Origin of the sequence: Sphingobacterium mizutaii (assembly GCF_900187125.1) — a bacterium.
GTDB classification, from domain to species: Bacteria; Bacteroidota; Bacteroidia; order Sphingobacteriales; family Sphingobacteriaceae; genus Sphingobacterium; species Sphingobacterium mizutaii.
Genome location: NZ_LT906468.1, coordinates 919,807 through 933,859 on the forward strand (window position 1 = coordinate 919,807; position 14,053 = coordinate 933,859).

Below are 14,053 nucleotides of genomic sequence, written 5' to 3' on the forward strand. Positions count from 1 at the left end.
GATTTCTATCTAGCTATAAGATTTACATGGCTTCAATCAATTTCTTTAACCTTCCCATGATCAACGGCCAAGAATAATTTCTTTGGACATATTCCTTTGCTCTGGCCTTGTTCAATTCTATAAGTGTTGGATCTGAAATATATTTATGTATTTTCTGATGAAAATCTTTCTCACTCATATATGCTTCCGTTGCTCCTTCGCTCTTGATCGAATGGCCAAGTAATACATCGGATTTACTATTTACCAGGACGGTCTTTCCGAGATCCATTGCCTCCAGTAGAAGTAAGGATAAACTTTCATTCCTTGAAGGATTAACAATTAGAGTCGCATTTTTAATCAAAGATACTTTCTCTTCATCCGTCACAAATCCCGTATAAATGATGTCCGGATGTTCGATTTTCTCTTGAAACAACCTTCCCGTTAAAACTAGCTTTAGATCTGAGGGATGTTTCTCTTTGTAAGAAACAAACCAAGGAATCAATTTATCCATTTTAGACCCGCAAACTCGTCCAAAATAATGGATATATCGCTCAGGAAGATTGAACTTTTCTTTTAATTCCGCTAATTGAACCTCATTTTCAAAATCAGTCTCAACTCCAACGGCGAGAATACTGTTTTCAGACATTTTGTTTCCAAATATCTTAAGGCTTAACTGGTGCTCCTCTTCCGTATTGAATCCAATATGCTTTACACTCGTAAATACATGGGTGTGAACTGATCGAAATACATCCCCCTCATTGTGGACCGTTGGAATCAACAATGTTTTTTCTGGGGCAATCCTAGCTCCAAAAACTGTATGCGGATAAACATAAGAGAACAAAATTATTGCCTTATATTCTTCTTTGTGGCCCTCTAAATAATCTAAGAGATCTTTTGAATAGAATCCATGGCTTTTGAGTAGGCTTTCTTCATTTTCAATCCCTAAATTCCATACCGGTTTAATATTAGCAACTGATTCTAAAAGACCTAAGCGAAATAAATTCCTCCTTACCTTTCTTGAAAATTTGGTTTTCTTACGCCAAATATTGTGCTCCTCGGCATTATATGGCTTACAGTCAAACCTCAATACATTCACACCATTAAGGTTTTCTCGATTATCCTTATAATATGGCTCAAAAGTATTGTAATTAATTGTTTTGCTTGTCAAAACATCCACCTCATAATCATTTACTAGTCGCTCTGCCAGCATCTTGCAATGATATTCAGCCCCACCGTTTACCTCTTTTCCGTATTGACAAACTAAAAAACAGATTTTTTCCATATTATGTTAAACGTATTACTTAACCTTATTTGCTACTATTCCTTTATTTTTCCCTTCACCCTTTCAACAACCATTTCGCTACTTATTAAATCAATGGCCTCTACGCCATCGCAAAGGCATGACTTATTGCCATAAACAGAATTCGGCCTATTGGGATGTTCAACCTGTACACAATCATCCATCGACTGACCATAGCCTAAAAATCCCGCATAAGGATGGGTGGCCCCCCAAACCGATACACATGGAATACCCATCAAGGAAGCCATGTGCATGCCCGAACTGTCCATGCTGATCATCAGGTCCAGATGGGCGATAATATCCAATTCCTGAGTTAAATTATATTTCCCTACCACAGAAAACACATTTGGGAATTGCTTCTCCCATTTCTCTGTAATTGCTTTATCACTTGCCCCACCACCAAATAGCAGCACCTGTACCCCTAAATCCGATAAAGAATGGATTACCTCCGTCATCTTCTCTACCGAAAGAACTTTATAGGGATGTTGGGCAAATGCAGAGATCCCCACTTTTTTTGCGTTAGAAGCTAGGATCGGCATCATCCCTTGAGGAATAAGTCGATGTTGCTTCTCCAGCTGATGACTCAATTGGAGGCTATGGCCCAATTTTCTGAAAACATCAGCATATCGTTCCGTAGTCAATTTCAAAGGTTTAAAAACCTTGTCCTTGCTTCTGGTAAGGGCCTTTTTCTCTGACCTACCTTTATCTAGGATTTGAACTTGATATCCCGAAGTCTTAAAAAGGATGTCCAAAAATCGGGACCTGATGTTGTTATGTAAATCCGCAACCTGCTTTGCCTTGTACTTTTTCAGCTCAGTGAATAGCTTCAACAAACCAGGTATGCCTTTATGCTTTCCTTTTGGATCAATGGGATGAAAGATTAACCTCGGTATCCCATCAAAAAAAGCAGAAAAAAACGGACGCGAAACCATGATGATTTCAGTGTCCGTATGCTGTGCTTGGAATTCCCTTAAAACGGAAGCAACCATGGCTACATCACCCATTGCTGAAAATCTAGTGACCAAGATTCGCTTCATCGCAAGAAATTATTTTTGGGCCCCGTAAAGAACAGGGTTTAAATTCGGGTCATTGTACATTTTCATTTGTTTGTACACTTTCATGTATTTTTTGCCAGCCTCAATGTCTGCAAGCAACTCATCGATACTTTGAGAAAGATCCTTACGTTGTTCCAACAGTACATCCAACTTAAGCTGACAAGCATCTTGATGAGCTTTAGAAACATCCGTACGTTTGGTTTCTTGTTCCATATGGTAGATCTTCAACGCTAAGATGGACAGTCGATCAATCGCCCATGCCGGACTTTCTGAATTGACCTTTGCATCAGCTAATGCCACTACATCCGCAAACTTCTGAAGATAATAACTATCGATAAATTCAACGGTATCAGTACGTTCCTGATTCTGTCTGTCAATCCTTCTTTTCCAATAAAGACCTTCTCTAGGATCAATATTCGGATTCCGGATCACATCCTCCATATGCCATTGCGCCGTATCAATCCAGCATTTCAAATACAATAAATGCTCTAAAGTCTCACGACCATACGGATTCTCGATCGGCTGATCAATCTTATCATAAACATGGTAATCTTCAATTACCTTCTGAAAAATTTTGTTTGCTGCTGAAGATATCATGTACAAATATAGTATTTAGTATTTAGTAGTTAGTAATTAGACCCCTCAAAACGTCCTTTAAATACTAGTAATTAGTAATTAGTATTTAGTATTTAGAATGGGTATATCGTCCTTTAAATACTAGTATTTAGTAATTAGTATTTAGTATTTAGAACGGGTATAGCTTCCATTATATAGTAGTATTTAGGATTTAGTAAATAGTATTTAGTACGGGTAGCTAATAATATAGGGAAGGAAATTTCTCTTTTTGAAAAAAACTTCAGTACTTCAATACTATATAAAACCATTTAGGGTCTAAATACTAAATACTTTATACTAAATACTATTTCAATATCACCCCCGGGAACAACCCAAATACCACTACTAGGATAGTCAATACAACCCCGATGACCAGCATAACGCTGATTTTGTTGTCAATTGGCGTGATTTCTTCCTCTTTGTTGGTTTTTAGGAAGGAATACAATGGGATTTTAAAGTAATAGAACAGGGAGATTACGGAAGTCAGGGCGCCGATAATCAAAAGCCAAAGGAAGATCAAGTCTCCTCCGGATTGGTAAATTTCAAAAATACTGGTGAAGACCAATAGTTTTCCGACGAAGCCTGCAGTAGGGGGAATTCCGATCAAGGAGATACCTACGATTGAAAAGCAGGTAAAGATTAAAGGTAATTTCTTGCCTTGTCCAATATAAGCCTGTAGGTTGGTGCTGCCCAGTTTCTGTTCTAAGACATCAATAAAGGCAAAACTCGCCAAATTCATCAGGACATAAATGAAAATATAGAAGAAAAGGATATCCTGCTGTCCATTTGTATAACCTATGATTGCCATCAAAAGAAAACCGGTATGTCCGATGGAGGAATAAGCCATCAATCGTTTCATATCGGTCTGCCTTAGGGCAATCAAGTTACCAAAGAGCATCGTGACGATTGCCACAATGGACACAAACATAAAGGTCAGTTCGCTAAAATAGAAAGGCGTGCTGATCCAAGCTGCGGACAATCTGCTCATCAAGATAATGGCTGCGATCTTAGGTACAGTTGACAAAAATGCCGTCACTGGAGTAGGAGCCCCTTCATAAACATCTGGTGCCCATAAGTGGAAAGGAACAAAACTCAATTTGAAACCAATTCCTGTAAAGACAAAAAGGATGGCAATGCTACTCATCACCTCTGGTGCAGCAATCAGACCTTGGAGGTGTCTAGGACTTGCAAAGTTCAGATCTCCGGTAAAGCCATAGATCAAGGAAAGCCCATATAACATCACTGCCGAACATGCCGATCCAAATAAGGCATATTTCATCGCAGCTTCAGATTGTTTTTTGTTCTCCGAGAAATAGCCCACCATGATATAGGAACTGATGGAAACCATCTCAATAGCTATAAAAGCCATCAACCAATGGGTCGTCATGGAAAAAAGGTTCATGCCTATCCCTGCAGCTAATAGGATGCTATAGATATCACCTTTTCTCTTCTTGAATTCTTTTTGCGCAAAATGTTGCTGTAGGAAAATAGCTGATACCAATAAGCCCAAAGCAATAAACGCCCTGGCGTAAAAAGAGGTCTTATCGAGGGTCAACATTCCATAGAACCCAAAATTTGCATAATCATATTGGGTCAATAAAATGGCAAAAGATGAAATGATGGTCAGGATGCTGATAAAAAAAGAAGAATGTTTCCAGTATCTATCAAACACTAAGGTACAGGCTATACTGAGCAGAAATCCAATAGACATGCTCAGTTCAACTTTGAACAAAGGTATCGATCGAATAATCTGATCTATATGGTCTGAAACCTGCAATGCGAACTCGTTCATCTATCTAAACCCTACAAATAAGCTGTTACCAAATCCAATAAACTTAATACGGAGTTGTTCAGTACTCCAAACAGCAAAGAAGGCATGACTCCCAGGATTAAGGCCAATGCCAAGGTTGGGAATAGAATGATCTGCTCCCTGCTGTTTAGATCTGTCAATTCCGCTGCCCATTCTTCACCGCCTTTCAAACGGGTCTGTCCGAAGAACATCCGTTGTAAAGTCCATAAAAAGTAAACTGCACTCATCAGGATACCTAAAGAACCAAATATCGCCATCCAACGGGGGATGCCAGTATGCATACTTTCTGCATTGAATGTTCCGATGATAACGAAAGCTTCTCCAATAAAAGCTGAAAACCCTGGAAGACCTAATGAGGCAAAGAAAGCTATGGCAACATAAGCCGTATATTTAGGCATGATGCCTGCCAATCCTCTAAAATTATAAATATATCGATCGTGAACTCGGTCGTATAAAACACCGACCAAGAAGAACAAGGCTGCTGATAAGAATCCATGGCTCAGCATTTGGAACATGGCTCCAGAAACACCCTCAGCTGTCAAAGATGAAATGCCCAGCAGGACAAATCCCATGTGGGAAACCGAAGAATACGCGATCATTCGCTTTAGGTCTGTTTGTGCCAAAGCATTCAATGCACCATAAATAATGGAAACCACGCCGATCAAACCTAACCACCAATTGGCATCCGACATCGCATCCGGGAAGATTCCCATACAGATACGGATAACGCCATAACCACCAATCTTTAACAAGATACCGGCAAGAATAATGGAAACTGGGGTAGGAGCCTCTACGTGTGCATCAGGCAACCAGGTATGTAATGGGACAATTGGAATCTTGATCGCAAATGCAATGAAAAGGACAATAAATCCTATCATTCTCGCTGGAATTCCTAAAATTTCATTGGCATTTCCTAAGAAATCAAAGAATGAGCCCGGTATATAATTCTCCGGATTCATCATATACAGCATATTGAAGGTATGTGCTCCGGTATTTGGATTTAGAACTGAAAAATACAGTCCCACAATCACCAACAACATAAATACTGACCCAAATAAGGTGTAAATAAAGAATTTAATCGCTGCATATTCTCTTCGTGCTCCACCCCAAATACCGATTAAAAAGTATAGAGGAAGTAGCATCACTTCATAAAAGACATAGAATAGGAAGAAATCCAATGCACAGAATATCCCCATAACGGCGGTATTCAGGAGCATTAACAAAGCAAAATAGCCCTTTTTACTCTTTTCCATGTTCCAAGAAGCACCCACGGCCATCAACATGACAAAGGCACTTAAAAGCAATAAGGGTAAGGAGAAGCCATCTACTCCTAGAAAATAGTCGATCTCCAATTTTCCTATGGAACCTAGGTTCAGCCTGATCCAAGGGAGTTGCTCCACATACTGGTAGGAGGCAACATCATTGAAAGCCCCTGTGCTGCCTTGAAAGTTTGCATATAAGTAACCTGCCAATCCAAATTGGATCAAAGTAACAATCAGTGATAGATATTTGTAGCTCTGTCCCATCCGATTCGGAAGCAACAGGATGGCTACAACAGCGATCATCGGCAGAAATATAAGTAAGGATAATGCACCCATCTTATTTTAGTATCAAATAAATTATTCCCATTAATAATACCGTAAAGGCAAAACCCAAGTAGTTTTGAAGCCTTCCGTTTTGCACCCATCTCAGTAGATGGCCCATATAGTAGGTCGTTCCCCCAATGCTATTCACCAGCCCATCGACCAGGTTCTTGTCTACCCAAGCACTGAAATTTGCCAAGCCTCTAGTGATAATGGCAAGGCCATTGACCAAACCATCCACGATATACTTGTCAAACCAGTACAAGCCATTGCTCAAACGCAAAGTACTATCCACAAAAAGCTTTTGGTAAACTTCATTCAGATAGCCTTGGTTCAAGGAAAGTGCAATCCAAGGATTGCCAGCTTGCAATGGATATTTGTTCTTTACATACCAATTCCAACCTATTGCCCAAGCGATCGCAGATCCAAGGGTCAACACAACAGGTAAGATGAGGTGTAAGGAATGTATTTCAGTGTAAGGATATTTTACATTAAATCCTCCTAAGATAAAGGAGTGGTGGTAAGCCAATGGATTCCAAGAGAAAACCAAAAACAACGAACAGATCCCCAAAAAGATCATAGGTCCAAGCATGCTACTACTGGCTTCATGGATATGGATATGTTCAAGTTTAATCTTAAATTCACCAAAGAATACTTTGAAGATCAATCTACCGATATAAAAAGCAGTCAAGATACTGACTAAGGTCAAACTTATCGGTATCAATAAATAGAAGGAGCCATGATGTATCGCCCATTCATAGGCAGAGATCAGGATAGCATCCTTAGATAGGAAACCCGAAGTCAATGGAAAGCCAGCCAATGCCAATGAGGCTATGCTCATCAGGATAAATGTTTTAGGCATCCATTTCCTTAGTCCGCCCATATTATTGATGTCCTGAGGATCTATATCTAAATTGTTCTTTTCTTTTAAGTGCGCCATTTCATGGATGACAGCTCCTGCGGCCAAGAAAAGTAGACATTTGAAGAAGGCATGTGTCGCTAAATGGAACATGGCTGCATCCCATGCGCCAACTCCTACCGCCACCACCATAAAACCCAATTGAGAAATCGTGGAGAATGCCAATATCCTTTTGATATCGCGCTGCCCAAGGGCAAAGAACGCCGCAATAAATGCGGTAATCGAACCTATGATCGCGATAAACAATAAAGCCGTTTCATTGAATAATGGAAATACCGTACAGATCAAGAATACCCCAGCAGCCACCATGGTAGCCGCATGGATCAGCGATGATACAGCTGTAGGTCCTTCCATCGCATCAGGCAACCACACATGCAATGGGAATTGTGCTGATTTAGCCATTGCGCCAACAAAGAAACAGATTCCCGTAAAGGTCATCCAGCCCGTTGATGCTTGTGCCGTTTCATAGAAGAGCCCTTCTTTTCCAAAAAGCTCTACCAAGTTCAAGCTCCCATATATGCTGTAGACTGATGCTATTCCCAATAAAAAGCCCAAATCCCCAATTCTGTTGATGATAAATGCCTTTTTATTGGCTTGGACTGCGGATTCTTTGGTAAACCAAAAACCAATCAATAGATAGGACGCAAACCCAACTAATTCCCAAAAGATGTACATCATAAATAGGTTGTTGGATATGCTCAAACCTAACATGGCAAAGCAGAATAGACTCAGGTACATCCAATATCGATGGATCCCTGGATCTCCTTTCATATAAGCTCTGGAATAGATATGGACAGGTAATGCAATCACACAAACGATCAACTGCATCAAAACCGTGAGGTTATTTAATAATACCCCAATATTGAAGGTGTTTTGACCAATGGTAAACCAAGCGTAATTCGCTACAATAGCTTCGTTTTTCCAGACTTCTGAAAACACGAAAAGCAAGCTTAATAGGGTACTTAAGATAATGGCGATCAAGGCGATATTGCCCGATTGGTCCCTTTTCCCAAGAATTGCTTGGATCAAGAAAGCAACAAAGGGGAGCAGTACAACCAGTATGCTTCCTAAGACAGGTGATGATATGTTCAGTAAATCGCCCATCAGTCTCTTAAGTCGGTTGTGTTATCTGGATTAATACTCTTATAATTCCTATATAGGTTTAGGATAATGGCTAACCCAACAGCCACTGCTGCTGCTGCCAGTACAATAGCAAATAGCGCAAAGACCTGTCCAGCATAGTTTATTTTATCATATCGGCCAAATGCCACAAGATTTAAGATTGCAGCATTGATGATAAACTCAATGCCAACCAAGATCATGATTGCATTTCGCTTGGCAACAATCGCATAAAGTCCAATACAGAAAAGGCAAGCCGAAACAACCAAAAAATGGGTTAGGGTAATCATTTCGGACCCTCCTTTCTGGAAAGATGCGCTGCACCGATCAAGGCTGCCAATAGGAAAATTGAAATGACCTCAAAAGGCAAAAGATATTGGGTCATAAATTTAAGGCCCAATTGATTGATGTTATTATCAGTGGATTTAATTACATTTCCACTTCTTATATTTTCAGTTATCCATTTTGGGGTATTATCTTGCAATTCCAAGATCCCATAGATCATGACAGCAAGAAATCCAAGGCTCAACAACAATGTTTGCCAGTTTGGAAGAGAAAGGAATTTACTGGATGTATTCTGTAGATCAGCAAGCAGCTCCTTATTGGAAAGCATAAAGGCAAAGATCATCAAGATCAGTACGCCTCCTACATAGACCATGATTTGGGTAATGGCTACAAAATCAGCCAAAGCAAAGATAAATAAGCCAGCCATTCCAAATAAGACGACGAAGAACAGGAATAAGGCTCTTGCCGTATTCTTTAAACTGACTACTAATAAGGCTGAACCTAGGGTTAATGCGGCAAAAGCATAAAATATGGCTAATTCCATTATTTATTCTTTGCTGCCTCCTTCTCAGCTTGAAACTTGGTCCATTCCTCTTTACGTTTCTTGATTTCTTCATCTGTCATATCCGCAAAGGAATAAGTCAAATCCGCAAGATTGGTCGTTACTCGATCGTAATTATCCGTCATGGTAATACATTCCGTCGGACAGACAACTGTACACAGACCACAGTACATGCATTTTGCCATGTCTATATCAAACTCAGCTGCATAAAGTCTCTTCACTGAACCATCAGAAGTTTTTCCAATGGCCTCTGGCGATTTTATGGCTTCGATGGTAATACAATCGACTGGACATGCTTTTGCACAGAGGTCACAGACGATACAATCATCAATGACTACGTCCAACTGATATCTAGCGACCTCAGGGATAGGCATTTTTACCTTCGGATATTGTACGGTTGTTACACCAGCTTGCTCCTCAAAGTAATTGTCTTGCTTGATATCTAGGGAACGACGGGATTTTCGGGCACTGAAAAGGTGTCTCACCGTTAGGGTAAGTCCTTTTATGGCTGTTGCCAATCCTTGTATGGTCGTTTTTAAGATCAATTATAGCATGATTAATATTCTCCAAAGCCCTGAAATGGCCATGCACACAAAGGCAAGGGGAATAAGGATTTTCCAACATAAGGTCATCAACTGATCCGCACGGAATCGTGGTAATGTCCAACGAATCCAAATCTGGACAGCGACAATAAATAATGACTTGAACAAAGTCCAAAACACACCCCAAATTGGGCCTGTCGTCCAATCCGCCAATCTGGCTGCGCCGATATTTGGTAGAATAGTGTTCCATCCACCTAAGAATATCACCACACCCAACATGGCTACCAAGAACATCATCGCATATTCTGCCAAGAATAAAAAAGCAAACCTAATCCCACCGTATTCGGTATGGAAGCCTCCAATCAGCTCACTCTCCGCTTCTGGAATATCAAATGGCGCTCGGTTACACTCTGCCAACGATGCAATAAAAAATATAGCATAACTGACAAGCAGATGCGGTGCCTGGAAAATATTCCAGGACAAGATTCCGCCAATATCATTCACCTTCCAAAATCCAAGAAAATAAAGGTCTTGATTTGCCCAAACTCCTTGATTTAGTGCGATTTCATTTAAATTTAAGGTCTGTGTGATCATCACCGCAGAGATTAAGGAAAGACCTACCGGTAATTCATAGGAAATCATCTGCGCAATGGCTCGGATTGAACCTAATAAAGAGTATTTATTATTAGATCCCCAACCAGCCATCAAAATGCCAATGGCATCAATGGACACTACAGCCATAATAAAGAATAATCCTGTATGGGTATTGGATGGTAATAGGTCAGGCCCCCAAGGAACAACACTATATCCAATGAAAACAGCAACGAAAATAATGATCGGTGCTACTGCGAATAAAATCTTGTCAGAGGCACTTGGAGAGATAAATTCCTTTTGAAGTAATTTTAATATATCTGCAATGGTCTGCAATAAACCAAACTTACCCGTTTCCATCGGACCTAATCGATCCTGAACAAATCCTGCAATCTTACGCTCCGCATAAACTGCAAAAAGCGTAAATAAAGCAATAAACAAAAATATTGCAACAGGTGTTAGGATATTCAAGATTAAGCTGTCCAATCTTCTTTTTAGATTAATTCTTAATTAGCTACAAACATAAGGAAATAGGAGCAAATAAGCCATAACTAATATCATTTAGAACAGCGATTTGCCTTATTTTGTGAGCTATTTTTTAAAGTTTTGACAATATTAAAAATCTTGCATGGTATTTGCCTTATGCTTTTGAAATTTGTTGTGGTATTAAATCTGCTTCCGTAAAATATCCATTTTATAAATAGGCCAAAAAACAAAATATGATATGGAAAACAGGGAATTTTAAAAAATATTTTAAACCTTTTGACAAATTTTACGTATTTATATTAGAGTTTAAACAATGATATCTATGAAAAAATCAATTTTTAGTGTGTTAGCAGTAGTAACAATTTTATTTTCAAGTTGCGCTGGCGCTAAGAAAACAACTGAAAACCAATCTCCAGACTTTGCTGAAATCACTGGCAACAAATGGCGTTTGATTGAATTAAATGGTAAAGAAGTGCCGGAAAAATTAAATGGCAAAGAGCCGTTTTTAGTTTTTATGAGTGATGAATCCCGTTATTCTGCTTCTGGTGGCTGTAATACCATGTCTGGTGAATATGTATTCGCTGGAACCAACAGGATATCTTTCAAACCTGGAATTTCAACCATGATGGCATGTGAGGATATGGAAACTGATAAATTGTTGTCGGAAGTATTCAAAACAACTAATAACTATACTTTAGCTGATGGCATCTTATCTCTAAATGTTGGCCGCAGGATGCCATTGGCAAAATTTGCCAAGGTTAATGCAGAAAACAGCTTGGTAGGTACTTGGGAATTGGACTATATCGCTAATTCTTCAAAACCATTCAATGAACTATATCCTGATAAAAAACCGACCCTGACCTTTGATTCTTCTTCAAATAAGGTGTCTGGTAATGCTGGATGTAACACATTCAACAGTTCTGTAACAATCAATGGAAAGAACATTAAGTTTGGTCCGATGGCGACCACTAGAATGGCCTGTCCAGGTGAAGGTGAACCGCTGTTCATTCAATCTATGGAAAAGGTAAATGTTCAAAGTGTCAATGGTGACCAACTCACTTTAATTGTTGGTGATATTGCAACTATGAGATTCAAGAAAATCAAATAAGATCATTCAATTATCTAGATAAAAAGGGAGATGTTTATTGAAAACATCTCCCTTTTATATTTCTTAATATTTCTTTACTGTTCTAATTTATCCTTCTTCTACCCAAAGACCATCTGATTTGATAATGTCTATCAATTCATCCAAGGCCTTTGCAGATGATACATTACGTTTCACTACTTCTTTACCGCGATAAAGAGTAATCTTATCTGGACCTGCTCCAACATAACCGTAATCAGCATCCGCCATTTCTCCTGGACCATTGACGATACAGCCCATGATACCAATTTTCAAACCTTTCAAATGATTTGTTCTGCTTCTGATCATTTGGGTAGTTTCCTGCAAGTCAAATAAGGTTCTACCACAACTAGGGCAGGAGATGTATTCAGTTTTGGAAATCCTTGAACGGGTAGCCTGAAGGATGCCGAAGGAAATCGACGCGATTTTGTCTGTTGCCGTAGCTTCAGAGTCTAGCCAAATCCCTGAACCTAGTCCATCGATCAGTAAGGCTCCAAAATCTGTAGCTGCATATAGCTGAATTTTAGAGATAGGCTCTTCCGGATTCATGATGTCTCCGATTGGACCTGAAAATTCAGAGGCTGCATAGCTTCTTTTGATAATGACCGGGCAATCTATTCCAATTTCCTGCAGGTTCGCAAAAAACTGCCTTTGATCAGCCATACCATGTAAATGATCTGTTTCTAATATAAAAACGGTCGTCTTGTCCATCTGAAGATTGGCAAATTCCTCCGTTTCCAATAGATCATTGCTCACATAGATTAAATTCATGGCAGGATCTTTCAATTCCGCTTTATTGAATTCCTCTAAAGTATATATAGGGTGAATATTCGTTTTATTCTTGAGCTCCTTCCAAGTTCTGTAATTGTACAATTGCTTTAGGTTACCAGGCATCGTAAAGGAAGGCAGGGCATCTCCAAAATATACAAAATCGACCGACTGATCCCCCATGTGGTATTTATCCAACAAAGCATCATACTTGTAGCCTACATCAGATAGGATAAATGGATCTTTAAGGTTCTTGCTAGAAAGATCGACGATAATCCTAGGAACCAATGAGCCTCCAATAAATGCATTGATTTCTTGAGAAGTATAAGGTTTAGTTTCTTGATCAGGGGCAATCTGAATGATTTCTCGTTCCTGAGATTCAGCAAGATCATGAACACGTTTGCTGTATCTATTTACTAAAGCGATAGCTACTGGAGCTTCCTTTTCTGGTTCTTCAGTCAACGAAACGCGAACGGTATCTCCTAATCCATCCTCCAATAAAGTCCCGATCCCAACCGCCGATTTGATCCGACCATCTTCACCATCTCCAGCTTCAGTCACACCCAAGTGCAATGGATAGTTCATGTTTTCGGCTACCATCTTTTCAACCAATAAACGGTAGGCCTGAACCATTACCATGGGATTGGAAGATTTCATCGAAACGCAAAGGTTATAGTAGTTCAGATCTTCACAGATTCGGATGAACTCCAATGCTGATTCCACCATTCCTTCCGGCGTATCGCCATAACGGCTCATGATACGGTCAGAAAGTGAACCATGGTTGGTGCCAATACGCATGGCAGTGCCATATTCCTTACAGATCTTTACTAAAGGCGAGAATTTTTTATGGATGCGGTCCAATTCTGCTTGATAAGCAGCATCGGTATAATTGATCTGGTCAAACTTCTTTTTATCAGCGTAATTACCGGGATTTACCCTTACTTTCTCAACAATCCTTGCCGCTACTTCGGCAGCATTTGGGGTAAAGTGGATATCAGCCACCAATGGAACGGTATACCCTCTTGCACGCAATTCCTTCTTGATGTTGGCTAGGTTTTCTGCCTCTTTGATACTTGGTGCCGTAATACGAACATACTCACAACCCGCATCTACCATCTTAATGGTCTGTTCTACTGAACCCATCGTGTCCATGGTATCGACCGTAGTCATACTTTGGATCCGAATCGGGTTATTGCCCCCCATTGGGATATCGCCAATCTGTACCTCTCGGGTATAGAATCTTGAATAGGCTGTTTTGCTGTTGCAATAACCGCCGGCTAGCGTTGTCAAAGGCTTACTTTCCATATCAATGCAAA

Annotated in this window: 12 protein-coding genes; 1 reads left to right on the top strand and 11 read right to left on the bottom strand. The window is 39.8% G+C overall.

All coding sequences use genetic code 11. The features are described 5' to 3' along the window. Nucleotides 1-22: 22 nt before the first annotated feature. From CKW03_RS03965 to nuoH, 10 genes are all read right to left on the bottom strand, one after another. Nucleotides 23-1,261 (bottom strand): glycosyltransferase, encoded by a 1,239-nt coding sequence (locus tag CKW03_RS03965; RefSeq protein WP_093098652.1) that lies wholly within the window; start codon nucleotides 1,259-1,261, stop codon nucleotides 23-25. Nucleotides 1,262-1,296: 35 nt separating this feature from the next. Beyond that, nucleotides 1,297-2,316, bottom strand: coding sequence for a glycosyltransferase family 9 protein (locus tag CKW03_RS03970; protein WP_093098654.1), 1,020 nt, complete (start codon nucleotides 2,314-2,316; stop codon nucleotides 1,297-1,299). A 9-nt stretch (nucleotides 2,317-2,325) separates the two neighbouring features. Continuing rightward, on the bottom strand, nucleotides 2,326-2,931 hold the full coding sequence (locus CKW03_RS03975; protein WP_093098655.1) for a DUF4254 domain-containing protein: 606 nt from the start codon (nucleotides 2,929-2,931) through the stop codon (nucleotides 2,326-2,328). Nucleotides 2,932-3,253: 322 nt separating this feature from the next. Further along, on the bottom strand, nucleotides 3,254-4,741 hold the full coding sequence (locus tag CKW03_RS03980) for an NADH-quinone oxidoreductase subunit N (protein WP_093098657.1): 1,488 nt from the start codon (nucleotides 4,739-4,741) through the stop codon (nucleotides 3,254-3,256). A gap of 11 nt (nucleotides 4,742-4,752) precedes the next feature. Beyond that, nucleotides 4,753-6,357, bottom strand: a complete 1,605-nt coding sequence (locus tag CKW03_RS03985) for a complex I subunit 4 family protein (protein ID WP_093098658.1) — start codon at nucleotides 6,355-6,357, stop codon at nucleotides 4,753-4,755. 1 nt (nucleotide 6,358) lies between these two features. Then, nucleotides 6,359-8,365 (bottom strand): NADH-quinone oxidoreductase subunit L, encoded by a 2,007-nt coding sequence (nuoL, locus tag CKW03_RS03990; protein ID WP_093098660.1) that lies wholly within the window; start codon nucleotides 8,363-8,365, stop codon nucleotides 6,359-6,361. Next, entirely contained in the window at nucleotides 8,365-8,670 is a 306-nt protein-coding gene (nuoK, locus tag CKW03_RS03995) for an NADH-quinone oxidoreductase subunit NuoK (RefSeq protein ID WP_093098661.1), read from the bottom strand. The genes nuoL and nuoK overlap by 1 nt, the downstream gene beginning before the upstream one ends. Further along, the gene (locus tag CKW03_RS04000) at nucleotides 8,667-9,209 is read right to left on the bottom strand and encodes an NADH-quinone oxidoreductase subunit J family protein (RefSeq protein ID WP_093098663.1); all 543 of its coding nucleotides are present in this window, start codon (nucleotides 9,207-9,209) and stop codon (nucleotides 8,667-8,669) included. The genes nuoK and CKW03_RS04000 overlap by 4 nt, the downstream gene beginning before the upstream one ends. Further along, the gene (locus CKW03_RS04005) at nucleotides 9,209-9,772 is read right to left on the bottom strand and encodes a 4Fe-4S binding protein (protein ID WP_236736509.1); all 564 of its coding nucleotides are present in this window, start codon (nucleotides 9,770-9,772) and stop codon (nucleotides 9,209-9,211) included. The genes CKW03_RS04000 and CKW03_RS04005 overlap by 1 nt, the downstream gene beginning before the upstream one ends. Further along, nucleotides 9,773-10,846 carry an NADH-quinone oxidoreductase subunit NuoH gene (gene nuoH, locus CKW03_RS04010; protein ID WP_093098664.1) on the bottom strand — a complete coding sequence of 358 codons (1,074 nt, stop codon included), beginning with the start codon at nucleotides 10,844-10,846 and terminating at the stop codon, nucleotides 9,773-9,775. A gap of 322 nt (nucleotides 10,847-11,168) precedes the next feature. Between nuoH and CKW03_RS04015 the strand changes: the two genes are divergently transcribed. After that, entirely contained in the window at nucleotides 11,169-11,954 is a 786-nt protein-coding gene (locus tag CKW03_RS04015) for an META domain-containing protein (RefSeq protein ID WP_169918977.1), read from the top strand. Nucleotides 11,955-12,041: 87 nt separating this feature from the next. Here CKW03_RS04015 and ispG read toward each other — a convergent pair whose 3' ends face one another. After that, nucleotides 12,042-14,042 (bottom strand): (E)-4-hydroxy-3-methylbut-2-enyl-diphosphate synthase, encoded by a 2,001-nt coding sequence (gene ispG / locus CKW03_RS04020; RefSeq protein WP_093098667.1) that lies wholly within the window; start codon nucleotides 14,040-14,042, stop codon nucleotides 12,042-12,044. Nucleotides 14,043-14,053: the final 11 nt, after the last annotated feature.

What these genes read in the sequence shown, in the direction of transcription:
- CKW03_RS04015 (WP_169918977.1), top strand. Translation starts at nt 11,169, where the DNA reads ATGAAAAAATCAATTTTTAGTGTGTTAGCAGTAGTAACAATTTTATTT.
- CKW03_RS03985 (WP_093098658.1), bottom strand. Translation starts at nt 6,357, where the DNA reads ATGGGTGCATTATCCTTACTTATATTTCTGCCGATGATCGCTGTTGTA.
- nuoL (WP_093098660.1), bottom strand. Translation starts at nt 8,365, where the DNA reads ATGGGCGATTTACTGAACATATCATCACCTGTCTTAGGAAGCATACTG.
- CKW03_RS03975 (WP_093098655.1), bottom strand. Translation starts at nt 2,931, where the DNA reads ATGATATCTTCAGCAGCAAACAAAATTTTTCAGAAGGTAATTGAAGAT.
- CKW03_RS03970 (WP_093098654.1), bottom strand. Translation starts at nt 2,316, where the DNA reads ATGAAGCGAATCTTGGTCACTAGATTTTCAGCAATGGGTGATGTAGCC.
- CKW03_RS03980 (WP_093098657.1), bottom strand. Translation starts at nt 4,741, where the DNA reads ATGAACGAGTTCGCATTGCAGGTTTCAGACCATATAGATCAGATTATT.
- CKW03_RS04000 (WP_093098663.1), bottom strand. Translation starts at nt 9,209, where the DNA reads ATGGAATTAGCCATATTTTATGCTTTTGCCGCATTAACCCTAGGTTCA.
- CKW03_RS03965 (WP_093098652.1), bottom strand. Translation starts at nt 1,261, where the DNA reads ATGGAAAAAATCTGTTTTTTAGTTTGTCAATACGGAAAAGAGGTAAAC.
- nuoK (WP_093098661.1), bottom strand. Translation starts at nt 8,670, where the DNA reads ATGATTACCCTAACCCATTTTTTGGTTGTTTCGGCTTGCCTTTTCTGT.
- ispG (WP_093098667.1), bottom strand. Translation starts at nt 14,042, where the DNA reads ATGGAAAGTAAGCCTTTGACAACGCTAGCCGGCGGTTATTGCAACAGC.